Below are 26158 nucleotides of genomic sequence, written 5' to 3' on the forward strand. Positions count from 1 at the left end.
TTGGTTTGTTTGTCAAATATAAGGGTGTCCCTTTATTTTTTTTTAAATCGCCCTTCCCAGAATCGACCTTTGCAGCCATCTTCCTGATTAGCCTCACGGGCAAGATGTTCGTTCAGACAACGCATGAACCAGCTGATATTCGTTAGTCGATTTCGATATTCTTCAACAAACTCGTCCACACGAGCCAGTTCCAAATGACTCAGCTGGTCAGCAGCAAGATACCTCTGCACCAGAAGCGGCCCCGTAAAAAGCCTTGTCCATCGACTCAAAATTTCATCTCGTGTCCACTCTCTGGCAGGTGTCTGATTGATATGCAAAACCACATGATAGTGATTCGACATGACAGCATAGGCACAGACTTCTATAGAAAAGATTGAAACCAGTTCCCTGAGCTTGTCTACAACCCACTGTCGACGGTGCTCGTAGTTTTTGCCTGTTAAATGATCCTTTCCACACAAATACGCTCTGCGTACGCATCGAGCTATACAGTGATAGTAAGGCGTCGAACCTGGGTCGATCAGAGAACTTCGCGCACGGGTCATAATCTCTCCTGCCAGAACTAAAAATCAGATACAGGAAAAAAAGTAGACAAGTTGGTTTGTTTGTCAAATATAAGGGTGTCCCTTTATTTTTAAGGGTGTCCCTTTATTTTCTTTATTTTTACTTTATTTTTATTTTTGACCTATCACACAGAATGTATTAGTCTCAAAGGTCAGCGCCAATTTAGTCCCACTTGCAGGCGCTTAATAAATCTCGCTAAACAGGAAACAGGAAATAAAAAATGAATAAGCGCATCTCTTTGACCATTGATGGTCAGTCAGTCTCAGGCATCATCTCCGAGCTCTCCCGATCTGGTTTAACAGTAGAAATAACATCCCCCTTCTCTGGATACAGGACTGGCCGTTATGTGCCCACTTTTGCCAGGGCCAGTCGTAATTACCTGGAAATCGGAGAGCAGGTCGCTTCTGAGCTGCTTACAGAACTTTATAATGATCTTCAGCTGCTGGCTGAGAAACGCGATTTACTTACAACAAAGTTCAAGCATGTTCTCTCAAAACTGCGGCAACACAAAGCCAGCCAAGAGGAATTGTCAGCGAAAAAGCCAGAGCTTAAACAACAGTTTAAAGCTGGCCTGTTGGATCAAAAACATTACCAGCAATCACTGAAAGCTATTTGTAACCATGGAACCCAGCAAGGCATGCAATCAACGGAGCTTGTTAAACAGTTTATTGATGACCACCTTCCTGGCTGGCATCACAGTCTGGATCATGACCAGTTGATTTCTTTTCTCTCATCAGACTGAATCTGATAACCTTCTCATTCCTCCACTATGCAATGAGAATAAGAATGTACGACATTATTGGGGATATTCATGGTCGAGCTGATGAGCTGGAAGCCTTACTGCTCAAGCTTGGTTATGAACGACGTAAATCGGCATATCGCCACCCTGAACGGAAAGCCATTTTTGTTGGGGACTTTATAGATGGCCAAGGGCAACACCGTAAAACCATAGACATTTGTCGTTCAATGGTCGAACAGGAAACTGCTCTTGCTGTGATGGGTAACCATGAATTTAATGCCATCTGTTATTCGATATCGGATGGTGCTGGCGATTTCCTTCGCCCACATAATGAGAAGAACATCAGGGATCATGCGGAGTTTATTGCCGAGTTTCCATTTCAATCCAGCATACATCAAGAAGCTATAAGTTGGTTTAAGACACTGCCACTGTTTCTGGATCTGGGAGAATTGAGAATCATTCACGCAGTATGGCATCACACCAGCTTTCCTATTGCTGCCCCCTTTCTTGATGAAAATAACTGCCTGGAACCGGATGCTTATGTTCCAGCTTCTGATAAATCACAGCCGCTCTACCATGCAATAGAGTACCTATTGAAAGGGATAGAGCTGGAACTACCACCAGGCGTTAGTTTCAGAGACAAAAAAGGGAATCTGCGAACCGCTGCCCGCATTCGCTGGTGGGATGAACAAGCGACTCATTGGTCAAATGCAACCATCGGGACTGGTCAAGCAGAATTGCCCAACACTCCACTGCCCGAACAAAGTTATCGCTACACGGATACAGTACCGTTATTTGTAGGGCATTACTGGATGAGTGAACAGCCCAGGCCAATGAGTGACCGGGTTGCTTGTGTTGACTACAGCGTTGCACGCCCTGGGGGAAGACTGGTGGCTTATCGTTGGTCGGGTGAGAAGAAGCTTATTCAGGATAACTTTACCTGGATAGACAGAGACCAATAATTTGTTGACTTACTGTCTTGACAGTGGGGTCCACCTTAGTGGTCAATAGTCGTTGATATTTACATTAACCTTGTTAAGCGATAGCAGGTTGCAACAAGAAAAACCACAATAACAAGAAAAAATCACAGGGATTCCATACTATGATCGTGTTTTTTATCTGCATAGCATTACTGATACTGGGTTATAAGTATTACAGCCCATTCGTGGAAAAACAGGCAGGCATTGACGTTCAAGCACAAACACCGCAAAAACGCTTCGACGAGGGAGTCGACTATGTTGCCATACATCCGGCAAAGGCTTATTTGATTCAGTTCCTTAACGTTGCCGGTGTCGGCCCTATCTTTGGACCCATCCTGGGTGCTCTTTACGGTCCTATAGCCCTACTCTGGATTGTACTGGGTAATATTATCGGCGGTGCTGTGCATGACTACTTCTCCGGCGTAATGAGTATTAAAGAAGACGGTAAGTCCTTACCAGAAATTGCCGGGCATTATTACAATGTTTACTTTAAGGGTGTAATGCTGGTGTTTACTGCCATGCTACTGTTCTTTGTGGGCGTAGTATTTATTATGAGTCCAGCAGGTCTGCTCAGTAATTTGAGCTACTTTGAAGGCACCATCTTCGCCAACAATACTTTCTGGGTTCTGTTGATTTTGGGTTATTATTTCATGGCAACCCTGCTGCCCATCGACAAGATCATTACCCGACTGTACCCAATCTTCGGCCTGCTGATGATCGTCATGACCACCCTGATCGCTATTGCGCTGCTGATTGATGCCCCTCACCTGCCAGTAGCCAGTGATTTCTTCACTTACATAACACACAGTCATCTGGAACATCAGAGCGCAATTCTTACACCTAACCTTCCCGGATTGCCTGTATGGCCTCTGCTGTTTATCACCATTACCTGTGGTGCCATCAGTGGTTTCCATTCCACTCAGGCTCCCATCATGGCTCGCTGCCTGACTAACGAGAAATACGTTCGCCCGGTTTACTACGGTGCCATGATGTCTGAAGGTCTGGTGGCCTGTGTCTGGGCACTGGCGGGTATTGCTGCTTTTCCTGGTGGTTACGCTGAGCTGAAAGCCATTCTGGATATGGGTGGCCCTGGTATGGTCGTTAACGAAATCGCTTCCAGCTACCTGGGTGTATTGGGTGGTATCATGGCTATTATTGCGGTGGCCATCTTCCCGATTACTTCCGGTGACACCGCGTTCCGCTCACTACGTTTAACGATTGTTGATGCGTTTAACATTCCACAGAGCGTGCGTAATCGCATCCTGCTGGCTACTCCGATTTTGGCAATCGCTTACCTGATTACCTTTGTGGATTTTTCATTGATCTGGAGATACTTCGCCTTCTCCAACATGCTACTGTCTACCAGTGTGCTCTGGCTGGCCACCAAGTATCTGTTTGACCGTGGTGCTCTTCACTGGGTTGTGAGCCTGCCTGCGGTAGTCGGTACCAGCATCACTCTGTCTTATATCCTGACTGCCAGCATTGGTTTCGGGTTATCTCCAGAGTGGACCAAACCGGTCGGTGTAGTCATTGGAGTTTCAGCTTTAACGATCCTGATTCTGGTGGATAAAAGACGAAAGGGTGAGCTCTTTGATTCAGTTAGCTGATTCCACAGACTGAGTCATACCAGCAGCTTATAGAACCGCTGACTAGGCAACAAACTCAACCCCCTGTCTCGTACTGCGCCAAATCCGGCGCAGTAGCCTTCACCTCTTCTCCCTGAATAAAAACCTTCTGCCCTACTCCCACAGATACTCCTTTTAGGCATCGTTGAGATCAAGAATAACCAGCCTGTCCTAGCCCCAAAATTCCACAACTTACCTTTCTGTCGATCTGTCCCACAGTATGCAATACTGTGGGATTATTGATTTAAGGCTACCAGCTTATTGCTATGGCAAAATACCAACCTCCTTATACGATTACTCCAGCTATTCTTGACTCTGTTGCCAATATCAGTGAGCTGCTGGGTCGCTACAGTGCCAGCCAGTATTCTTCATCAACACCTCGCTTACGTCGCAACAACCGCATTCGAACGATTCAGGCATCTTTGGCGATTGAGCATAATACACTCAGCGTTGAACAAGTAACGGCCATTCTGGAAGGGAAACGAGTGCTTGGTCAGCCAAAAGAAATCCTTGAAGTCCAGAACGCTTTTAAAGCCTATGATCTTATGCCCACCCTTGATCCCGCTAATGCAGAAGACTTACTGCAAGTTCACGCTGTGCTTATGAAAGGACTGACCGATCAGGCTGGGTGCTGGCGGAATAAAGGCGTTGGCATATACCGGGATGAACAGCTCGTTCATATGCCACCGCCACCTTCACAGGTAGCCAGACTGATCGCTGAACTTTTCGCATGGATCGAAGACACTGGTGTTCATCCTTTAATAGGCAGTTGTATCTTTCATTATGAGTTTGAGTTCATACACCCTTTTACAGACGGCAATGGTCGAATGGGTCGCTTCTGGCAAACCCTGATCCTGTCAAAGTGGCGAGAACCGATGGCTTTTTTGCCTGTAGAAACCATCATTCGTGACCAGCAAAATGCCTATTATCAAGCATTGCGACAGGCAGACACCGCCAGCGACTCAACACCATTTATTGCCTTCATACTGAAAGCGATTGAGCAGGCTCTCAATGAAACACTTATGAGTGAACCTACTCATTTCAGCGACCAAGTAATCCGCCAAGTAAGCGACCAAGTAAAAAACCTTCTCCTGCTTCTTCTGACTGATCCTGAAGAACCTTTCAAAGTACAAGGTATGATGGAAAAACTGGGGTTAAAACATCGTCCGACATTCCGTAAAAACTACCTTAAACCGGCTCTTGATCAGGGGTTGATCATCATGACTAACCCCGATAGCCCGAACAGCCCCAGACAAAGTTATCAGCTCAGTACGGAAGGTTTGTTTCTGGCTGGAAAAGTATCGAGTAAAAACTGATGCCGACATTCACCACCCCAATAAGGAATAAATCGAGTGGTACGTAGACCCTAAAATAAAAATGATTGTCGACTGGCCTGGGCTGTCCACTCATCCAATAATGTCCTACATTCTTATTCTCATTGCATAGTGGAGGAATGAGAAGGTTATCAGATTCAGTTTGATGAAAGAAAAGCAATCAACTGGTTATGATCCAGAATGCTGTTTTTTCTGTATAACTAAAAATCAGCGACAGGAAAAAAGTAGGCATGCAAGCGTTAGGTGCCACCACCTCTGAAACTTCTCATGAAATTGACAGTATGATTCCTGTGAATTATCATTCCTGACAGGAATTATTTATCCATCATAGATTATGGGAGGTTCGATTTTTTGCATGTAATAAAGCGAAAACCATTCGATGACCTTGCTGTTCGGTTTCCAATGGATCGTGAACCTATCTTGAGAACGTACAGGTTGCTTGACAGTGAGAAGTGTAAACCAAGCAACTCTCAAGAGCTTAAGAACTTGTTCCCAAGCTTAGATAGGTTCAAGTATGTGGAAGATTGGTGGGTTATTGATATTGGTGGAAACAAATATCGAACTGTACTCGGAATTAATTTCAAATCGGGTAGAGTTTTTGTGAAGTTTGTTGGGACTCATAAAGAGTATGACAAATTTACGAACGAGTATAGATGATATAGCTAGTACGGAACCTTGAGTTCCCGCCAAAACATGCAAAAAGTGAATTGACAATGTTAGTAGCACTTGAAAATGGGGAGAATATGGTGACTATATGACTATATATGAACAAATGAGAGAGTTTGTAGCGTCAGTATCTCATGAAGCTAAAATGAGCTTCGGATTTTCTTTGCCTCTATCATCAGAAGCAGACTACAACAAAGCTTGTGATTTAATAGAAGAACTCGACTCAAAAAAGGGTACTGATAAAGAAGTTGATTTTATTTATCACTTCATGAAAATGTGGGAAGATGAAAATCTTGAAGCATTGCCTGAAACCAGAGGAATAGATTTTCTATTACATTTGATGGAGGTAAACAATTTATCACAATATGATTTACCTGAAATTGGTAAGCAACCCTATGTATCAAGAATAATTTCAGGAAAATCAACCCTTAAATTACATCACATAGATAAATTAAGTGATAGATTTAATGTTCCTAGATCTATGTTTCTAGATGATTGAGACCAATCCCCTATGAGGATTACCACTGATGGCCATACAACAATTTGACCCACCTCACCCAGGGGCATTGATCTACCGCACCTACATTGAGCCATTCACCTCAATGACCGCTAACAGAATTGCCGACCAACTGGGCGTGGCCAGAAGTACTTTCAATCGTCTGCTGAATGAAAAATCAGGTGTTTCACCGGAAATGGCCATTCGACTGTCCGAGGTGCTGGGTGGTTCTGCTGAAAGCTGGATGACACTTCAGGAAAGCTTTGACTTGTGGAAAGCCAGGCAAGTGGTCGATACGGCAAACCTGGAACGCATTGATTTTAATCAGGTCGCGTAGTAGCCGGTAATAGCGTAATGGCTACATCGCCTGTTGATGTTACATCCGGGTAAACATGTCACTCATCAATAAGCCACTGAACCACTTTCAGATGTCCTCCCTGTGAGGCAAAATCCAGTGCTGTCAAACCGCTGCTACGGGTGTCCAGTTTTGCCCCGCATTTCATCACCAGCGCCTGGACTGCTTCGAGGTTTCCCTTTAAGGCGGCAAAGTGCAATGGGGTTAGCGAAAGAGGTTCATCAATACTGCTAAAAGATGCGACACCAAAACGTTCTGCCGTCAACCCAATGATTTCTGTGAGATGTTCGGGTTTGCCTTCTTGCCCAAGTAGTTCTATTAATTCGGGGGAGTTAATGGCAGCGGCCATAAACAAAGGGGTGACCCCCTTCTTATTAGCAGGTGCCAAGTTAACGCCTGTTATTTTTAGCCACTTTACCGTTTCAACCTGGCCTGAATGAGTTGCAGAATGCAGAGGTGTTTCCCCTCTCGCAGTCTCTATTTCTAAACTGATCCCTGCGACCTGATTGAGAAATCTTATCGCCTCAATATTTCCGTACTTGGCAGCAAGATGCATCGCAGTTACCCCATTATGTATTGGGCTGCCGTCGCCTTTGGACTGTTTCAGTGATTCAAAAATGCGTTCAAGCGTATTACGTGATCCCATGGCTGAGGCAACGTCCAGTACTGTAATACCAGAGTGAGTCGTTGCATCCGGTCTACAGGAATGATCCAGAAGGAATGCTATCATTGTTTCTCTGTTGAAAAGTGCAGCGAGGTGCAGAGGCGTGTTCCCCGATACCGTTTTGTCTTCCCTGTTAGCGGGGGATAGCAATAGAGCGGCTATTTCTTTGTGTCCGTAGAGGGCAGCAATATGCAAGGGGGTATAACCCGACAGAGTGGATCGAGCACTTGTATATTCATTGTTAATCAGGATGTCTCTGACTCTGTTTACATCCCCCTCTCTGGCAGCTCGATGAAGTGTCGAATAACCATATTGATCAATGTGCATGAATTCCAGTTTATTTGCTATGGGTATTGCCAGATCAATAGGGTCAGGAGGGTTGGGCTTTTGCTGGTCAACGTCCTTTCCAGATACAGAAAGCCCGAGGTACTTGTGCCCTCTAAATTTTGCCAGATCTCCTGCCATATAACCGTCTTTTGTCAACTGTTTTTGATCAGCGCCTGCGTCAATAAGTTTGGCAACGATCTTTCTATGACCGTACCAGGCAGCAATATGCAATGCACTGTGTCCACTGCTAATAAGGGCATTCAGAGCAATCGGTTTATACGCCAGACTGTTGAAGCTTCCAGTGAAACTAAAGACATCCAGATCATTCAGTCTATGCGCCAGCAGTGCCTCAAGACTGTTGAGGCTTCCAGTGGCTGCTGCACAGTGGATCGGGTAGATTCCGTAGGCGGATGAATCAATACTGGCTCCCCACTCCAGCAGTTTGTTTACCATAGCGCCCTGATTGTTCCAGGCTGCCACATGAAGAGGGGTTATTCTTAATCGGTGTTGTCCTGTCAGGCTGGCATTGTGCTGAAGCAGTTGTTCGGCAATGGTTCCCCGGCCAAAAAACGCAGCCCAATGCAAGGGGGTATAATCGACACTGTCTTTGGCATCGACATTCGGCTCATGTTCCAAGATGAACCTGACAGTATCTTCATTGCCAGAGTAGACCGCCAGATGCAGTGGGGTTCGTTCGTTAATATCTCGCGCATTTAATAGCGTTGCGGCCTCCTCGCTGTGCAGTTGCAGCCATAACCAAACCCAGCCGGAATTCCCGTTTCGAGCCCAGCGGTGCAAAGAAGCCTGCCCATCCCCGAAAAATTCATACCAGATGGTTCCTGGAATATGCCCGGTATAAAAGGCGATAAACTGCTTTTGAAGTGTATGCAACCGCGAGTCATCGCCGTTTACAATTTCTTTGAGCTTCTCGTTAAAATCCGTTTTATAGATTTTGTTGAACTCTTCCAACCAGTGGTTGCAACCTTGCTTGGGGTGTAAGCCAAAGTCATTATTTAGTTGTCTGAGCAAACTGTCAAAAACGCTCTTTGTGGCAACTCCGCCTGCCTTGGCCTCTTTGATCAGTGCCAAAAAACGACGGCTGATAAAATCCGAAAACTGTTTAATCTCACCCGGTCGGTTATCAAGAAACTGTTCTTTAAATGTCTTCTTTTCCTGCCCGGACAGTCCGTTAGAAATGGCTTTTATCAATTCTTTGTCCTGCTCCGGGCTGTAGGTACGGACGTCGCTTTGTTCTGGATCATGACTGCCCGACACTGACTGGCTTGACGGTGCGCCGTGCTGTGATTTTGTCAGGGTTTTCGGCAACTGATGAGTTTTGAAATCCCGTTGAATAGTTCGCAGCGTTGCAATGATTTGATCAAGGGTCGGTCTATTCTCAGGTTTGTCATCGAGCATAGATTGAGCCAATAGCAGCAGGTTCTCCTGAACCGAATAACGCCGGTCCACCTCTGAGAAGTGGGGGGATTGTCCCGGTAGCAGGGTGAACAGCAGCCCGAGAGATTTCACAGTCACTGACTCCACGGTTTCGTCAGCTCTGCCGACCAGTCTATGGTATTGTTGCGACAACCAATTGGTGAATGCCTGCTCCGACCTAAGTGGCGTGTCTTGGAGGTTACTGAGTTCAACAAAGTGGGGCTGCAAGGATCCTGGGTCTATCCCAATGCTGTCAACATCCAGGATTGAAAGAGAAAATCGCATTTCTGACAGTGTTTTCAACCCAGTCCCGAGCTTGATTGCCAGTTCAAGAACTTCCGATGAACTCAGTGGCAGCAGACGGTTGGCTTCGCCCGTTGAACTATTTTGCGGCACGATCAGTTCGCGAAGTCTAACAGCAGGGGCACGGGTAATCAGAAGAGACGATTCCGGGAAAGCATTGCCTTTATAAATCCACGCTTTGGGTGCGAATGCCTGTGATTTAATTTTTTCCAATATTCTATTCAGGCTTATCAGGCTTATTATGCTGATGTGCTTATCAACCTGAACAGTCGCAGGTTCGTAGTCGATCCATATCTGAATGGGATCTGATGCTTTCTTACTGTCATCCTGTATTAAAATACTTGTTCTGAATAAATCAGTTCCCGTGAGGCTTGTTTCCGGGTTTATGGTGTACCAGTAAGTCGTTTTGCTACCACCACTGGCAACGGTCAGTGAGCTTTTCCGTTGTTGAGACCGGTCAGTTTGTGCAGCAAAGGCCGCCAGCACAGCTCCCAGCTCGGAGGCTGTTAAAAAAGGCGGAGGATCAAGTGTGTATTGAATTTGATAGCCATTAGGTTTAGGTAATGTCACTACCACGCTATGTGCATCGAGTTCTGTGAGATTTTTTTCTGCTGTCTCTTCCCGGATGTCAGAGAAGCGAGTCCATATAGCCTCTCTGGCCTGCCCTGGGTATGCCTGTTGAACGCTGTTTTTAATCGCTTCAAGTAATGACTCCATCCCATCACACTGATAAATATCTCTGCAGTCGGTAAACAGTAACTCTGGACAAACGAATGACTCATCTTCTCTAAAAAGCCTCTTCATGTATCTGCGAACCTCTGCCTTCCAAGCCTTTTGCAATTCAGTTACCAAGCTGACTTCCTCATCTTTGGACATAGTTTCAGTCTGTTTTCGGATATTTTTTTGTGCCTCAACGACTTCATCAAAACGATTTCTGACAAAAATGATTTGGTTTAAAGGGCGGTTATTTTGTCTGGTAAGCGATCTAAGAACATCCACATCAAAATCACTCAGGCTGTTGCGAAATACAATAACGACAATCTCATCTGCGGCTATCGGGTTATTTTCAAGCCATGTTTGAATGTCTTCAGAACCATAAGCAGGCAGCGAACGGATTCTCAGTGTATCTGACGGAACATCTGTATCTGGAGTCACGACGATGTCGTCCTCCCCGGTTTCTGTGCGTCGTTCATCCGATGGAAAAAACTTTGCTCCCAACAAGGCACTAGCCAGTGACGATTTTCCTGCATTCGTGCGCCCGACAAAGGTAATCGTCAACTCACTACCAGGGTTGGCTTCTGTCTGCTGGCTGCTGGTTTCATTGCTTCGGGGTGGAGGGTCATTAGAATTTTGCTGGTCATCTGGAGCTTCTTTTTTTTCTTGTTCTGATTGAGAAGGCTGACCACCGGTAGCGCCCTGCTGATTTTGATCACTGCTACCGGGCACTTTTCCAGAATTGGCTTCTTGTTCTTTTCCCTTCCCATTATGTGCAGTGATAATCGAGTTATCGGGAGTCATGGCTGCCTGCAAGCTGAACCATTCCAGCTCCAGTGAAAAAGAATGGCCAGACTGTTCCAACACATCGGCCAGTTGTTTCTCAATTCGCTCGCGAGTGTCTTCATCCATAGGGTTTTGGTCACCTGTAGCCAGGATATCCAGCAATTGCTGGATAAACGCTTCCCGGCCATTGAGCCTGTACGCCAGCTTCTGCAACAGTTGTCGGCTATTGGTCAGGTCTTCAGCCAGCTCTTGCAGTTCCCATGAATGAATGGGTAGCCGGGCTATGGATTCGCCATTTAGCTGAATATTTACTATTGCGCCAGAGTCATAATCCGGCTCACCCACCAGCCAGTGGTACCATTGGCTGCCCGGTATCTGGTGTTGCCAATCGGGTGGCAGTTTAAGAAAGGGAAGCAAGACCATGGTGATGCCGCTCTGATGGACAAAAGGTGGCCGGAAGGGATGTTTGAAAAAGCTGTCTTCATCTGAATCCGGTCCAGAGCCTCCGGTTGGCAGGTTTTGCGATGAAAGTGTACTGGGTAGACCTGTAGGTGGGATAAGGCTGTTTTTATTTTTATCTTGCTCTTTTTTCTTTGGGTCATTCTGGCGGATGACCAGAAAGGGTTCTTGAGAATACAGGACACGCTGGTAGTTATACGGCAGTTGCTTTATATCTTCAGTGGGGCAGATGTAGGTTTTTTCCAAATGCAGTGTCGTTTGCTCGTGAGTCAGTAGCAATTTGTGTGGTGTTTTTTTTGTCTGATCATAGGCAGTCAGCAATATACTGTGAGCATCCGCTTTGAGCTGTTGGCTGCACGCTGTGAATACCTGACCAGGGCTGGCTGTGATGGTTATTTGTGATTCAGGGGCCGTGCCGGATCTTATTTGACTGTTCTTTGGCTCTACCGGTTGAGCCCTTAAAAAGAGTTTCAATCCTTGCCCATGACTCTGTAAATTTGGCGGTTGCCAATAGAGCCAGGCTGATGCTTGGGGTGGGAAAGAAAGACAAAATACAAACAACAGTGCACTTCTAATCAGGTTGCGCATGGCGGCTTTATACTTCGTACCGGCAAAACTCTCTCAAGCATAGCCTCGTTTTATCTCGTGTCGACTTCATAATTCATTCACAGGCTCTGTGGGGGGTAACCTTCTTGAAGGTGGCTGGGGAGTTGGGTTCACATTCAACAAGGGTGGCTGTAACGCTGGTCTATCCATTATTGCTGTCTCAGGCAGGTGGTAATAGGCTGGTAAAATGATTCTGCTGAGCAGAATGGCAGTGAACTGTCTGACCAACTCTTCTATGTGTTCGTTCAGACCATCCTGAAGAGATTGCTCAGACAGGAGCGGTTCACTGTCAAAAGAGTGAGAGGCTGTCGATAATTCAGGCCAGTCGTAAACTGGCTCCTGTAATTGGCGCTGATACCGGGCCTGTAGAAATTCTGCTTCAATGGCTCTGCTCAAATGCCCTTTGAAGTTTGCAATTAACCCCTCATCACTGGTTGTCCAGCTTGTCCAAAACCATAAATGCTCTCTCATAGCCTTCAAGATGGTTTTTCGGAACTCTTTGGTGTACTGGTGGGCCTGGTAAAAAGCCGATATACCCAGCTCCTGATTGAGATTGGGGTCAGACTGAACATTGGTATGGAACCGATTCAATTGTCCATGAAGGAGGCTTAAATACGCTTCTCGCTGTTGTTCATTTTTTCTCAGTAACGCCTCGGCGTGCTCTTTTATCTTCTGAGATGACGCAATTGCCAGCGTTGACAAAAAGCGGAGCCCTGTTACTTTTTTATCAAAATTGCCCTGGTATTCGCTCTCAAACCACTTTACTAACGATGAACTGTAAGCATCAAGGGAATTGGCTTCGAGGTTAAGCACTTCTGGGTCGTAATGACGAACTGCTCGCAAAACTCTGGTAGCTATGGAATCTTCATGGTTAAACGACTGCCTGAACACATCGCTGTAATACATAAATTTACTTGCCAGTTTTTCACGAATGCCAGAGAAGCGAGTCCATATCACCTCTCTGCCCTGCCCTGGGTATGCCTGTTGAATGCTGCTTTTAATCGCTTTCAGTAATGGCTCCATCCCATTACACTGGTAAATATTTCTGCAATCGGTAAACAGTAACTCTGGACAGACGAATGACTTAACATCTCTAAAAACCCTATTCATGTAACCGCGAAACTCTGCCTTCAAAGTCTCTTGCAATCCAGTTACAAAGCTGGCTTTCTCATCGCTGGACATCGTTTCAGTCTGTTTACGGGTAGTTTTTTCTGCCTCAACGACTTCATCAAAACGATTTCTGACAAAAATGATTTGGTTTAAAGGGTGTCTGTTTTGTCTGGTAAGACATCTAAGAACATCCACATCAACAGCACTCAGGCTGTTACGAAATACAAAAACGACAATCTCGTCTGCAGCTATCGGGTTATTTTCAAGCCATATCCGAGTGCGTTCAGTATCATAACCAGGCAGCGAACGGATTCTCAGTGTATTGGACGGAACATCTGTATCTGGAGTCACGACGATGTCGTCCTCCCCGGTTTCTGTGCGACGTTCATCCGATGGAAAAAACTTTGCTCCCAACAAGGCACTTGCCAGTGACGATTTTCCTGCATTCATGCGCCCGACAAAGGTAATCGTCAACTCAGTACCAGGGTTACCTTCTTTCTGGTGGTTACCGGTTTTGCTGCTTCGGGGTGGAGGGCCATTAGAATTTTGCCGGTCATCCGGTGTTTCTTTTTTGCCTTGTTTTGATTGAGAAGGTTGACCACCGGTAGCGCCGCGCTGATTTTGATCACTGCTACCGGGCGTTTTTCCTGAACTGGCTTCCTGTTTTTTTCCTTTCCCATTATGTGCAGTGATAATGGAGTTATCGGGAGTCATGGCCGCCTGTAAGCTGAACCATTCCAGCTCCAGTGAAAAAGAATGGTCAGACTGTTCCAACACATCGGCCAGCTGTTTCTCAATTCGCTTACGAGTGTCTTCATCCATAGGGTTTTGGTCACCTGTAGCCAGGATATCCAGCAATTGCTGGATAAAGGTTTCCCGGCCATTGAGCCTGTACGCCAGCTTCTGCAACAGTTGTCGGCTATTGGTCAGGTCTTCAGCCAGCTCTTGCAGTTCCCATGAATGAATGGGCAGTCGGGCTATGGATTCGCCATTTAGCTGAATATTTACTATTGCGCCAGAGTCGTAATCCGGCTCGCCAATCAGCCAGTGGTACCATTGGCTGCCCGGAATCTGGTGTTGCCAACCTAGTGGTAATTTAAGAAAGGGAAGCAAGACCATGGTGATGCCGCTCTGATCGACAAAAGGTGGCCGGAAGGGATATTTGAAAAAGCTGTCTTCATCTGAATCCGGTCCAGTGCCTCCGGTTGGCAGGTTTTGTGATGAAAGCGTACTGGGTAGACCTGTAGGTGGGATAAAGGTGTTTTTATTTTGCTCTTTTTTCTTTGGGTCATTCTGGCGGGTGACCAGAAAGGGTTCTTGAGAATACAGGATACTCTGGTAGTTATACGGCAGTTGATTTATATCTTCAGTGGGGCAGATGTAGGTTTTTTCCAAATGCAGTGTCGTTTGCTCCTGAGTCAGTAGCAATTGGTGTGGTGTTTTTTTCGTCTGATCGTAGGCAGTTAGCAATACACTGTTAGCATCTGCTTTAAGCTGTTGGCTGCACGCCGTGAATACCTGTCCAGGGCGGGCTGTGATGGTTATTTGTGATTCTGGGGCTGTGCCGGATCTTATTTGACTGCTTTGTGGCTCTATTGGTTGAGCCTTTAAAAGGAGTTTCAATCCTTGCCCATGACTCTGTATATCTGGTGGTTGCCAGTGGAGCCAGGCTGATGCGTGGGGTGGGATTGAAAGACAAAATACAAACAACAGTGCACTTATGATCAGGTTGCGCATGGCGGCTTTATACTTCGTACCGGCAAAACTCTCTCAAGCATAGCCTCGTTTTGTCTTGTGTATAGCTCTGTTAGTTTTTTTATTTTGAAGACTCGAACACTTCCAGAAAAATGATTTCCTCAGCCATCTTCCTATCTATTAATTCCTGCTAAAGTCGAGAAACGTTGGTGAAAAGGCGTTTATTAAGGATGCGGAGATCAAAGGTACTGCGCCGAGTTTGGCGTAGTATGGGGTGGAGGTTTGAAATAATCAAGAATCGGTTCTCCGCACAATTTTATTGCTCACTGTTGAAGGCTGCCCGATGGTTGGGCTTCATAGTCTTCAAGAAGTTTCTTGCACTTTCTGTGGCCACGCTCGATAGCCAAGTCGAGAGCCGACCTGCCATATTTATCCTTCTCTTTGGCCAGTGAGCGGTCATAGTTCAGCAATGTCTGGATGGCCTCTATGTGGCCATGAAAAGCAGCTAAGTGGAGAGCCGTCCAGCCATCGTTAGCCTTCTCTTTGGCCAGTGAGCGGTCAAATCTCAGCAATGTCTGGATAGCCCCTGTTTGGCCATTACGAGCAGCTATGTGGAGAGCCGTCAAGCCACGGTTATCCTTCTCTTTGGCCAGTGAGCGGTCAAAGTCCAGCAATGTCTGGATGGCCTTTGTTTGGCCATGACGTGCAGCAACGTGGAGAGCCGTTTCGCCATCGTTATCCTTCTCTTTGGCCAGTGAGCGGTCAACGTTCAGCAATGTCTGGATGACCTCTGTGTAGCCATGAAAAGCAGCCCAGTAGAGAGCCGTCCAGCCATAGTTATCCTTCTCTTTGGCCAGTGAGCGGTCAAAGTTCAGCAAGGTCTGGATGACCTCTGTTTGGCCATAAAGAGCAGCTAAGTGGAGAGCCGTCCAGCTATTATTATCCTTCTCTTTGGCCAGTGAGGGATCAAAGTCCAGCAATTCCCTGATCAACCTTATGTTGCCAGTGCAGGCAGCATAGTGAAAATCCCGAATGCGTCTGGATCGGTCACTGTCCGACAATACCTTGGCCTTGCCGGTCGACACTTCCGTCACAACAATATTAGGCAGTCGCATGGTAGTTACTTCCGCCAATGCCCGGAAGAAATTCCGGTGATAAAGAATATGAAGCGGGGTTGAACCTTGGTGGTTCTGCCGGGACTGCAATTCCCAGGTAATCATCTTGCCAATAGATTGAATGGTTTCAATGATGGCCTGTTCTGACTGATATTGAAACAGGTAGTGTGCTGAAGTCCAGCCGTCATTGTCTGGAAGCTGTATCAGTTCAGCGGTTACCCAATGTTTGAAACGCTGAAAAAACGTCCGGATGACTGCCGGTGAAGTATATTGAGCCAGATCGTGAAGCACGGTTCTGTGGTTACTATCTGTCTGATTTAAATCCTCAGCGACTATCGGTAAATCGAATTGTTGTAACAGGTCGAGCAGGGTTTCTTCGGTTCCGAAACGAATCATGAAACGGAACAGAGTCAGAGTATTGTCCATTAAAGGAGTTTCCAGTCCCTGCCCTCTGTAGTGAGTGCACTGACTTTGGGTATGGTTTTGTAGCATTATTTGGCGCGCATCAGGGGTACCTGCAGTTGGTCTGAATTGTTGACACTGATCGCATATTAGCCAGTGCCCTTCTGCGTGAGGCAGTACTTCCTGAAGCGCAAGCCCGCTTTGTTCGCAATCCAGACAGGATAGCCTTAAACCGGCTTCTGACACAGGCCTGTCCAAAATCGCTAACACCTGTCGTTTGCTGATGTGATATTCGGTTTGAAGCAGCCTGATGGTGTAATACTCAACATCCCCGGGAAATACATTATGGGTTTTTTCGGTACGTTTCTTATCAGGTTCTGGATAATTCTGCTCTGGCTGGTTTTGTTTTTTTTCATTGTTGTGAAGCTGTGTCTGGCTGTCTGAATAACTCTGCTCGTCGCCTTTATCCACTTCGGGATTTGGTGAACTTGTGTTTTGAGAGTTTCCCAGCTGTATGGTTCCGAGGGGGGTCTCAGTCTTGGTCTGTTTTCTAAAAGTGCGTACCAGTTCCGAGTATTCAAACTCAAGACTGAACTGAGTATCGGGTAGTTCCAACACGATAGCCAGTTGCTTTCGGAGGGATTTAAGGATTTCTTCAGATAATGGGCTGGGTAGTTCATCTGAGTCTGCTGTCAGCTCCAGAAGCTGTTGTATCAGGTGCTCCCTGCCACTAAGCCTGGGTGCGAGCCAGTGCAAAAGCTCCCGTGTATTAAGCAGCTTATCCGCCAGTTCCCGGGATTCAGCCAGGCTGATTTGGAAGGTAAGCGGCGGCGAATCACCGAACCGTACAACCATCGTTACCCCTTCGGGTTGTGTATTGGTAAGCCAGTGGTACACCCCGACAAAAGGCAGATAATCACGCCAGTTAGCGGGCAGGCTCAGACTGGGTAGGAGAATCAGGTCGACCATCATTTTGTCGGGTACTGGCATAAAGGGCGGTCGTTTGAAATCGTTGTAATCGTCGGTGTCGTAGCCACCACCTGAAGGACTTTGAAACAACTCAGGCTTGATTGGCAGGCCGACAGGGGGAATAGCCCCGGTATTTTGAGTATCGCGCGTTTTTTTTACTCGTCCATCTACCACTAAAAAAGGCTTTTTTGAACGCAGATATTGTCCTGATGTGAATGGATACGGGTGATTAAAAGACGCTGGGCAAGGCTGGCTTTCTTTAATCGCCATTCTGCCTGTTTGCTCACTCAACGTAAGCACATAAAGATGGGTTGATTTATCACTATCAGAAAAGGGGAAAGGTACAACAGCACCGGCCTCATGAGTAAAGCCCTGAGAGTTTAAGCTTTGTGCACAGATGATAAATGGCTGGTCGATCTGCCCGGAAATAGTGACTTCGCCAGTAAAAGACTGCGCTCGTGTACCCTGAGTTTTTGTAGCAACACTGACCGGCCTGGCTCGAACGGATATAGAGGAATCACTTTGTTGGTTTACAGGCAGCTGCCATTCCAAATATTCACCAGTGGCCACTTCAGGGTTTGTGAAAAAGGAAAGGACTGTTGTTACAAATGCCACAGTGAACAACTGTAGAAAGGTGTAAAAGCTGTACATTGCCAGACCGGTTAGGTTGCTGAGTTTATTCAAGGTAGTCTGTTTTGTTGAAACTGAGAATTGAAATAAGCCTTATGCTCGTTTCCAGTGAAATATAAGGCCTGAATCTGACTTAATGGTACTGCGCCGAATCTGGCAGAGTATGAGGTGGAGGTTTGCCTGATAGCAAAGTCGAGAGCCGTCCAGCCATCGTTATCCTTCTCTTTGGCCAGTGAGCGGTCAGAGTCCAGCAATGTCTGGATGACCTCTGTGTGGCCTTCAGAAGCAGCTAAGTTTTCAATGAGCTGAGGGTAAACTTCAGTCAACCGTTTACGACCGCCCCCTTTTTTCACTGCTGATCAGTCGTTTCGAGGTCTGACTCCAGTTCGGCAATTCCTCTGCCGATGGTTTTTTGGTTACAACTCAGCACCTGAGATATATAACCAATGCCACCATGACCAAGTTTCAGGGCTTCAATAGCAGCATAATGACGGCGATCTTTCTCATTCAAAGAGCGGTAGAAAGACCTCATCCGTTTTTTCACTAAAGAGGGGTAAGTAATCATAATCACCTCCAGCAATAGTTCAGAGTATTGACTATTGTGCGTGGGGTGCAAATCGGGGAGTTATTTTTAGACTATTCCTAAGAAAAAGAACCTGACTTTCCGGGGGTGCTGCCTATGAAGAACGTGAATCGTGATTTTCATAAAAGGCTTTAACTCGGTGATTATGGAAACCCCTTCAGTTTTCTGGGGAAATCCTTTGATAGGTACTGCGTTTTGAATGTCTGTAATAACAGGCCACCGGGGTCACTATTGCTACTGCCAGGAGCCTTGACAACCATCGGTGCAAGCGACGCTTTCACACCCTTTCTGGTGATCACAGATAAGATGATGCCCATTGACCGTTTTATTAAAAGGATCAGGGTAATAATTCACAGTACAGTTTCGGTTTGAGCGCCCGATGTTCTGACATAACCCGGTGCCATAGCCCTGATAACAAAAATTAAAATCGACCTGGTTGCATTTAAAAAACTGTTGATGACAGCTGTCGTCTGTTGAACCGGGAATACAAAATGCGGGTTCAAAATGAATGTCACCGTTAAGCCCCCACTTTGCAACACAGCTGCAAGGAACTGTCGGGTCATTGACACAGTTCTGAGGGCAGCTTACCGCCTCACAACCGTCCGCTTCATCGCAAGTGACCGGCTGGCCTCTGTAGCTACCGGAAAAACCCTTGGGAAAAGTGACCATTGAGCAGGTTTCGTTAGTGACACTATTTGTGCACCGACCAGCCCCAAAACCACTGTTGCAGCTATTAAGAGAAGGGTTTGAGCATTGAATATGTTGAAGTTGACAGTTGTCGTTCGCATAGGCCGGTAACTGACTCAGCAGGAATACAAGCAACACAATACCGGGCTTTGGCGTGAGATATTCAGGAAATAGCATTTATGGCACCAGCGGGTTGCCAATAATCGAAAACCGATAGGAGTCTAATAGAGACTGTTCTTTTGTTCTATTCAAAAGCCACACTTTTTTGGTTTGTTCGGAGTCCACATCCTTCGTCCGTGCATCCTGAGCGGAGTCGAAGGGCGCTCAGGATGAACGTAGATTATTCACATCAAACTCATTGAAATGGCGTTTCAGGATTTTATGCCTTGAAGCTCAACTCAGGTTTTCAGTGCAGACCCAACGCTACAGGCTATACTGCATCATCGCTTCTATCCTGTCTCTCAGGTTTGCTACAGCCTGCGCTACGGCACCGCTACCCGCTGTAAATAAACAGGCGGCGTAAGTGTTTGTTCATCAGAGGTGACTTATTATGAAACTGCACAAATACCAAACATTTTTCTATTGTTTGTTATTGCTATTTTTATCTGCTCGAAGCTTTGCCGGACTGACAGGCAATAACATTCAGGATCATATCGTTACTTTTTCTCCCAGCATCTATGTAGGCGATGACTACCGGCTCTGCTTTGGCGTCCGTCTAAGCGCAGAAATTGTGTTAACCAGCACCGAGTGTGCACGATTGATCAGCAAACGACATAATGCTGACGTAACGGTCAATGTCTTGAACTGGCAAAAGCGGCCTCAGGGCAAAGTCAGGTTGCTTGGCATAGCTGAGAGCAAAAAAGGTCTTTTGGGAATAGCTGCTCAAAACGAAGGTCAAAAAACACACCTGACATATCCCGCGTTACACCATAGACCCCTTGCCAGGCTCACAGCTGTAGAGGGGGTTTATGTACGACTGGTGGATGCTGCGATACAGACCGTACCGTCGATAGTCAATCACCAAAGATCGGATACCAATCACTATTACACCTTAAATAGTCGTGATCCTTTACCGGCGGGTGCGCCAATTGTTCACGAAGGTAAAATTGTCTGTGTCGTCTCGGCGGACGGAACTTGCAGGGCACCTGTAATGGATGCGCAGACCTTAAGCAGAATAAACGTAGATTGTCGTTCATACCTGCCTCATTTCTATTTTTATTCCGGGTGTGTTAACAGAACGATCACTCATTGCAGTTACGATCTGGGAAGTGTTGACGGAAAAGGAACCTGCATAAACTCACAAACAAAGGAAAACTGCACATTCACCACGAGTGAAAGCTATTCAACCGAATCAATAGCGTATACTGACAGCATTACCTGCCCTTCATGCAGTGCAGACTTTTTTGGTGATACCGAAGAACCATATCCCTCAGACATCTGTAAGCCTGCCATGTGCATCGAAGGTTGTATCTCACAAAGCCATTCGAAAAATAATACAGAAAAGGCGAATACGCTGCGATTGCAAAATAACACCATGAGCTTAAAAGTCATGGAAAGTTGCAGCCAGTGCCTGTCAGAGGAACAGCAGATGTTTAACAGCTGTTCTCAAATTTGCCAGAGTGGACTGTCTTATAAAGCCTGCGAAGCTTGTTCTCGAGCTGTACAAGAGCAAGAGAAAGAGTGTCAGCAAATTTGCAGTGGCCACTAAAACAACCACCTGACAGTGAAGCGTACTTGTGAGGGTGCGCTTTTGTCGGGGCAGGAGTGTATTTTGATGAAAACTGAACCATGCCCGTTAAAAAACGAATAGGTAACGTTATTTTTTGTTTTTTCTTCATTATTCATTTTTCTAAACAGCCTGTTTTTGCGGAAGAAAATACTATGTCGGGGTATCAGTTTACTTTTGTAAGCATCGTTATAACCGACAAGGATATCAGCATATTGAAGGGTCGGTAACAAACTGAGACAGTGCCGTGTAAATCGGGTAGCTGGAGGTCTCTAACTTCCAGCCCCCAACCACACCAGCATGTGGGTTCGCACCAGGCGGTTCAGCAAGGATGGTGTAACCTGATCCATAAGTCTTTTAGAGAAACAAGCCCAATATTTGCAATAAGATTGTCGTTTAATTCCTACTACTTTGAAAAAGTTTTGCCCTACCAGTAAAACTACTGGAAAAGAATTGGAAGAGACTGTTTTTCGATCCTATACTCACGTCTTTAACACTCATCACGCCCATCACACCTTTCACATCTATCACCTTGTCAAGGTTTTAATGATGATCATCGATCCACACAAAATAATTGGCTTCAGTCTTCTATTTACGTCGCTTTCATGGGGTGCGGCTGTAAATACTAACTCCCTTCCTGTTGCGGAAGCACTTGTAGAATTTTTTCCTGAAACAGATTCCCCCCCTTGTCGCGGGGTGCTGGTTTCGAAAGATTTAATGGCTACTTCGCCAGTATGCGCCCAAAAGGCAAGGGAACACTCAAATGATGGATTGATTGAAACTTTAACATTATCAGGCGAGTCAGTAGGATACATCGCCGAACAGCCGAATAAGTCACTCGAAAGCAGTATGCTGCTGAATATCAGCCTTGATAGCGAGACCTTCAGGCCGACGAGTTATCCTGCCTTTAATGATTCTTTAGTTCAAGAGCAAGCATTTACGTACAATGTTAATGAAAAAAAACAGCTGGTTCAGCAGTCAGTCACTCTCGCTCTTGACGAAACTCGAAGTAAGTCGAAATTTATTATTTCCTCCGAGTTCTCAATACCTCAGGGCTCACCAATCTTCGACCTAAAAAACCAGCTGGTTTGTCTGAGAGGTACGGGCAACCAATGCTTCTCTGCCAGCGAACTGCCAATTGCAAGATTCAGAAGAGATCTAAAAGATTACCCGTATGATCCAGATGATGATTCAGATGACGAAATCTTTGCCTCACTTGATGCAAAATCATTAGGTATTGTTTTAGGAATCGCTGCTGCTATTGGTGTAGCAGCCACCGCATTTTTTTATCTCTCTACCTACCATAAAGCCCGTGCCATGGGTATGCCTGCCAGGGTTTACTGGGCTGGTATTCTGGGCCAGAAACACTGCGGTTACTGCGACTCAACTTCTGGATGTTATGCAATTGTTGGGATTTTCTTCTGCGCGCCCATCTTTTGGCCTCTATCTGCTTATCGTGCTGCGACAAACTGGATAGAAGAATATGGAGGCATACGCATAGATCGGGCCCCTATTATTACTAATCAGCCTCAACAGTCAGCACCACCGCTGTATTCCCAGTAGTATTAATCGGCAATCCCTCATCCGAGGTAGAGAGGTTTGCACACTGTATACGACAAAAATCAGGAGTAAGTCAGCGAGACCCACTATCTTGAAGTTTTTAAACTCAAAATACCTCACAATTATAAAACGAGTTTCCTGCTGGGATGAGCCTGAGCAATTGCTTTACCACCCACGCAGGAACCTTCCAGAGATCATGACTACTACAACTCTGTCTTCTTTCTTTTCTCGCTAGATGGCAGCTGGTCATTTGCTTTTCTCTTGGGTCTCTGGTCGGCCGGGAGGTGATTCTGTTTGTGTTTTTTCAGATTTCCCGGATGGTCGGTAGTGTAGCTACAGCCCTCATGGTCACACTGCACCCTGGGTCTTGTCGGTCTCTGGTCGGCAGACAGGTGGGTCTGTTTGTGCCTTTTCAGATGGTCCGCCCGGTCAGTACCGTAGTGGCAGCCCTCATGATCACACTGGTGCACCCTGGGTCTTGTGGATCTCTGGTCGGAAGGCAGGTGGGTCTGTTTGTGCCTTTTCAGATTGCCCATCAGTCCGGTAATGTAGTTGCAACTCTCATAGTCACACTGGAGGGTCTTGGGTCTCTTGCGTCTCTTGGGTCTCTGGTCGATAGGCAAGTGGGTCTGTTTGTGCTCGTTCAAAATGCTCGTCTCTTTGGTGCTGTGAGCAGGTGAGATGATGTCCAGATAGTAAACAGAATCTAGTTTTGCCACGTCTACCTCTGACTCATTCGGTATTGCACTGTCTGAAATGGGCTCCTGCTTAGTCTTTTTCAGTTCCAGAGTCGTACAATACTGAATGATTTCATTGGATACTCGAAAAGGACTAAATGTCGTGGTCACATACTGAACATCAGAGTCGGCATCAGCTTCGTCTTCGTTTGAACGGTTGTTGCAGCTTTCATCAGAGGTATTGCTGTCTTCACCGTTAGAATCATCCCCCGCTGCTGAGCGACTGTAAGCCTTAGCTTCGACGCCAGGAGCAGGAGAGACGCCGGTGGCAGGAAAAAAGCAATAGCGAGTGTCAGGCTTTAAGAGGATGTCATCACCGAAGCAAACTCGTAGCGTGTCGCTGTAGTTCGCCTCGGGTTCTTGCTTCAACTCCCACCAGTCAATGACCTCACTCTCTTCCTCGGTACCCTCTACTCCTGCTTCCTCAGGCCTTTTTCCGCCTCTAAAGCGACAGAGCATCAGCCTCGCCCTTTGTTTCGCTGTTTCAATGATTTCACGTTGCCGATCATCTCCTTGCTGTATCTCAGTGGCGATCGCTTTAACCGTAGAGTCAAGTTCTGGTAGCGTATCCTGCAAGAGCTTCGGTGTGTTGATAAGCGCCTTGCCTGCAGCCAGAGCGAAAAGCAAACGCATACTATTTTCCTGAGCATGGCTATTGAAACAATGCACAACAAAGGCAACGGCCAAGAATGTTTTTTTGGATAGCAAAGCTCGGTTCCCAATCGTTGAAATGTTTATTAGCAAATCAGGTTAGTAAAGATCTGGAGAAAGGTCGGAGTTTTTGGTCAGGCACTGGGCAAACATCGCGGGGAAGCTCTGGAAACTGGTCAGATGGAATGATTGTGTTGGATGGTCGTTTTGCTGAACCACTCCTTGATATTTCAGGGGTGAAGGGTTAAGTCAGTGCCATTGGTAATAAGTCAGCAATGTGTTTAACAGGAAGCAATAGCGTCATTGGGTTAAATGGTGACTCCTTAAATCCATACTGGAGATAAAAATGTTTCGCTTCATCCGAAATCGCATGAACCATGCATGGCTTTGACACCAATGTGACCGGAGACAACCAGTGTGCGCAACATAGCGTCCTTCAGTAATCCTGCGCCAATTCGCAGCCCCTGATGTTGATTGTCAACGGCGAGTCGTCCCAATACAGTCACAGGAATTGGATCAGGCATGTTGCGAGCCATTGCTTTCGGAGTCTGCATTCGCTCGACACTGCCGCTGGAGAGGGCGTGATGCTTATTCGTGTCGCCACAGCACTGGGGGCTCCAGTCTAGTGATGGCACTCACTGGCTGCTCTGTACCGATGGCTATTGGGCAGAACAGTGATTGTCAGAACCTTTGAAGCAGGCTGGGAGGCGAATCATTCTTTATCAACCTTCTTTCTTTTCTCGTTAGATGGCTGTTGGTCATAGGCTTTTCTTTTGGGTCTTTTGGTCCTCTGGTCAGCAGGCAGATGGGTCTGTTTGTGCTTTTTCAGATCGCCCGTCCAGTTAGTGCTGTAGTTGCAGCCCTCATGGTCACAATGGTGTAGGTAGAACCTCTGGTCGGCAGGCAGGTGGGTCTGTTTGTGCCTGTTCAGATGGCATGGATGGTGGGTGATGTAGTTACAACCCTCATGGTCACACTTCACTTTGGCTCTCTGGTCGGTAGGCAGATGGGTCTGTTTGTGCTTTTTCAGATCGTTTGTCCGGTCGGTGCCGTAGTCGCAACCTTCATAGTCACACTGGTGCACTTTGGGTCTCCTGGTTCTCTGGCCGTCAGGCAGGTGGGTTTGTTTGTGCCTGTTCAGACTGCCCGTTTGGTCGGTGCTGTAGTCGCAGCCCTCATGACCACACTGGTGCACCTTGATTCTCTGGTCGACAGGCAAGTGGATCCGCTTATGCGCTCTCAGATTGCCCATGCGGTCGGTGCTGTAGTTGCAGCCCTCATAACCACATTGGTGCAACTTGATTCTCTGGTCGGCAGGCAAGTGGATCTGCTTGTGCGCTTTCAGATTGCCCATGCGGTTGGTGCTGTAGTTGCAGCCCTCATGACCACACCGATGCACCTTGATTCTCTGGTCGGCAGGCAAGTGGGTCTGCTTGTGCGCTTTCAGATTGCCCATGCGGTTGGTGCTGTAGTTGCAGCCCTCGTGGCTACACTGGTGCACCTTGAGCCTCGTCACTTCTGCCTCTGACTCAGTGGCTACTTCACTGTCTGAAATAGCTCCCTGCTCAATCATTTTCAGTCTCAGAGTCGTACAATACTGACTGATTTCATTTAATGCTCGAAAAGGATCGGATGCCGTGTTTACACACTGAACATCAGTTTCGGTATCAGCTTCGTCTTCGTCTGAAGGGTTGTCGTTGCTTTCATCAGAGGTGCTGCTGTCTTCACTGTCAGAGGCATTATCAGAGGCTGCCCGGCTGTATGCCCTGGCTTCGACGTCAGGATCAGGAGAAAAGCAATAGCGAGTGTCTGGCTTTAAGAGGATGTCATCATCGCGGCAAACTCGTGGCATGTCACTATGGTTCGCCTCGGGTTCTTGCTTTAACTCCCACCACTCAATAGCCTCGCTCACTTCTTCTGGTTCCTCAGGCCTTTTATCGCCCCTAAAGCGAGAGAGCATCAGTCTCCCCCTTTGTTTTGCTGTTTCAATGATTTCACGTTGTTGATCGTCTCCTTGCTTTATCGCAATGGCGATAGCTTTAACCGTAGAGTCAAGTTCTGGTAGCCCATCCCGGACTGGGAAAAGAGGAAGAAGAATAGTTTCGACGGCCAGAACGAACAGCAAAGGCAACCTATTTTCCTGAGTCTGGCCATTAGAGCAATGCACAGAAAAAGTAACGGCTAAGGTCAAAATCAACGTTTTTTTGGATAGCAAGGTCTGGCTTCCCAGTCGTTAAAATGTTT

Annotated in this window: 16 protein-coding genes; 8 read left to right on the top strand and 8 right to left on the bottom strand. The window is 46.6% G+C overall.

The genetic code is table 11. The features are described 5' to 3' along the window. Nucleotides 1-32 precede the first annotated feature (32 nt). Complete coding sequence (locus tag K7B67_RS11100) at nt 33-542, bottom strand: transposase (RefSeq protein ID WP_252180395.1); 510 nt, start codon at nt 540-542, stop codon at nt 33-35. Between the two features lie 239 nt (nt 543-781). On the opposite strand from K7B67_RS11100, the gene K7B67_RS11105 reads away from it, so the two are divergent. From K7B67_RS11105 to K7B67_RS11130, 6 genes are all read left to right on the top strand, one after another. After that, nucleotides 782-1303 carry a hypothetical protein gene (locus K7B67_RS11105; protein WP_252180396.1) on the top strand — a complete coding sequence of 174 codons (522 nt, stop codon included), beginning with the start codon at nt 782-784 and terminating at the stop codon, nt 1301-1303. A gap of 44 nt (nt 1304-1347) precedes the next feature. Next, entirely contained in the window at nt 1348-2262 is a 915-nt protein-coding gene (locus tag K7B67_RS11110) for a metallophosphoesterase (protein WP_252180397.1), read from the top strand. A 140-nt stretch (nt 2263-2402) separates the two neighbouring features. Continuing rightward, nucleotides 2403-3887 (top strand): carbon starvation CstA family protein, encoded by a 1485-nt coding sequence (locus K7B67_RS11115; RefSeq protein WP_252180398.1) that lies wholly within the window; start codon nt 2403-2405, stop codon nt 3885-3887. A 284-nt stretch (nt 3888-4171) separates the two neighbouring features. After that, a complete protein-coding gene (locus K7B67_RS11120) occupies nt 4172-5221 on the top strand; it encodes a Fic family protein (RefSeq protein ID WP_252180399.1) in 1050 nt (349 codons plus the stop codon). A 772-nt stretch (nt 5222-5993) separates the two neighbouring features. After that, nucleotides 5994-6404, top strand: a complete 411-nt coding sequence (locus K7B67_RS11125; RefSeq protein ID WP_252180400.1) for a hypothetical protein — start codon at nt 5994-5996, stop codon at nt 6402-6404. A 28-nt stretch (nt 6405-6432) separates the two neighbouring features. Continuing rightward, the gene (locus K7B67_RS11130) at nt 6433-6738 is read left to right on the top strand and encodes a HigA family addiction module antitoxin (RefSeq protein ID WP_252180401.1); all 306 of its coding nucleotides are present in this window, start codon (nt 6433-6435) and stop codon (nt 6736-6738) included. A 58-nt stretch (nt 6739-6796) separates the two neighbouring features. Here K7B67_RS11130 and K7B67_RS11135 read toward each other — a convergent pair whose 3' ends face one another. From K7B67_RS11135 to K7B67_RS11150, 4 genes are all read right to left on the bottom strand, one after another. Then, the gene (locus K7B67_RS11135; protein ID WP_252180402.1) at nt 6797-11917 is read right to left on the bottom strand and encodes an ankyrin repeat domain-containing protein; all 5121 of its coding nucleotides are present in this window, start codon (nt 11915-11917) and stop codon (nt 6797-6799) included. A gap of 180 nt (nt 11918-12097) precedes the next feature. Further along, nucleotides 12098-14629 (bottom strand): GTPase, encoded by a 2532-nt coding sequence (locus K7B67_RS11140; protein ID WP_252180403.1) that lies wholly within the window; start codon nt 14627-14629, stop codon nt 12098-12100. Nucleotides 14630-15177: 548 nt separating this feature from the next. Further along, nucleotides 15178-18024 carry an ankyrin repeat domain-containing protein gene (locus tag K7B67_RS11145; RefSeq protein WP_252180404.1) on the bottom strand — a complete coding sequence of 949 codons (2847 nt, stop codon included), beginning with the start codon at nt 18022-18024 and terminating at the stop codon, nt 15178-15180. Between the two features lie 295 nt (nt 18025-18319). Next, complete coding sequence (locus tag K7B67_RS11150; protein ID WP_252180405.1) at nt 18320-18535, bottom strand: hypothetical protein; 216 nt, start codon at nt 18533-18535, stop codon at nt 18320-18322. A gap of 1255 nt (nt 18536-19790) precedes the next feature. Between K7B67_RS11150 and K7B67_RS11155 the strand changes: the two genes are divergently transcribed. Both K7B67_RS11155 and K7B67_RS11160 read left to right on the top strand, forming a co-directional pair. Next, on the top strand, nt 19791-20948 hold the full coding sequence (locus K7B67_RS11155) for a hypothetical protein (protein ID WP_252180406.1): 1158 nt from the start codon (nt 19791-19793) through the stop codon (nt 20946-20948). A 564-nt stretch (nt 20949-21512) separates the two neighbouring features. Then, nucleotides 21513-22529 (top strand): hypothetical protein, encoded by a 1017-nt coding sequence (locus K7B67_RS11160; protein ID WP_252180407.1) that lies wholly within the window; start codon nt 21513-21515, stop codon nt 22527-22529. 200 nt (nt 22530-22729) lie between these two features. Here K7B67_RS11160 and K7B67_RS11165 read toward each other — a convergent pair whose 3' ends face one another. From K7B67_RS11165 to K7B67_RS11175, 3 genes are all read right to left on the bottom strand, one after another. Continuing rightward, nucleotides 22730-23971: a hypothetical protein gene (locus K7B67_RS11165; RefSeq protein ID WP_252180408.1), complete on the bottom strand. Its 1242-nt coding sequence runs from the start codon at nt 23969-23971 to the stop codon at nt 22730-22732. 299 nt (nt 23972-24270) lie between these two features. After that, nucleotides 24271-24549, bottom strand: a complete 279-nt coding sequence (locus tag K7B67_RS11170; RefSeq protein ID WP_252180409.1) for a hypothetical protein — start codon at nt 24547-24549, stop codon at nt 24271-24273. A gap of 77 nt (nt 24550-24626) precedes the next feature. Beyond that, nucleotides 24627-26129: a hypothetical protein gene (locus K7B67_RS11175; RefSeq protein WP_252180410.1), complete on the bottom strand. Its 1503-nt coding sequence runs from the start codon at nt 26127-26129 to the stop codon at nt 24627-24629. Between the last annotated feature and the right edge of the window lie 29 nt (nt 26130-26158).

It is taken from the genome of Endozoicomonas sp. 4G (assembly GCF_023822025.1).
Taxonomy (GTDB): domain Bacteria; phylum Pseudomonadota; class Gammaproteobacteria; order Pseudomonadales; family Endozoicomonadaceae; genus Endozoicomonas_A.

What these genes read in the sequence shown, in the direction of transcription:
- K7B67_RS11155 (WP_252180406.1), top strand. Translation starts at nt 19,791, where the DNA reads ATGAAACTGCACAAATACCAAACATTTTTCTATTGTTTGTTATTGCTA.
- K7B67_RS11130 (WP_252180401.1), top strand. Translation starts at nt 6,433, where the DNA reads ATGGCCATACAACAATTTGACCCACCTCACCCAGGGGCATTGATCTAC.
- K7B67_RS11150 (WP_252180405.1), bottom strand. Translation starts at nt 18,535, where the DNA reads ATGATTACTTACCCCTCTTTAGTGAAAAAACGGATGAGGTCTTTCTAC.
- K7B67_RS11160 (WP_252180407.1), top strand. Translation starts at nt 21,513, where the DNA reads ATGATGATCATCGATCCACACAAAATAATTGGCTTCAGTCTTCTATTT.
- K7B67_RS11115 (WP_252180398.1), top strand. Translation starts at nt 2,403, where the DNA reads ATGATCGTGTTTTTTATCTGCATAGCATTACTGATACTGGGTTATAAG.
- K7B67_RS11110 (WP_252180397.1), top strand. Translation starts at nt 1,348, where the DNA reads ATGTACGACATTATTGGGGATATTCATGGTCGAGCTGATGAGCTGGAA.
- K7B67_RS11105 (WP_252180396.1), top strand. Translation starts at nt 782, where the DNA reads ATGAATAAGCGCATCTCTTTGACCATTGATGGTCAGTCAGTCTCAGGC.
- K7B67_RS11100 (WP_252180395.1), bottom strand. Translation starts at nt 542, where the DNA reads ATGACCCGTGCGCGAAGTTCTCTGATCGACCCAGGTTCGACGCCTTAC.
- K7B67_RS11125 (WP_252180400.1), top strand. Translation starts at nt 5,994, where the DNA reads ATGACTATATATGAACAAATGAGAGAGTTTGTAGCGTCAGTATCTCAT.
- K7B67_RS11120 (WP_252180399.1), top strand. Translation starts at nt 4,172, where the DNA reads ATGGCAAAATACCAACCTCCTTATACGATTACTCCAGCTATTCTTGAC.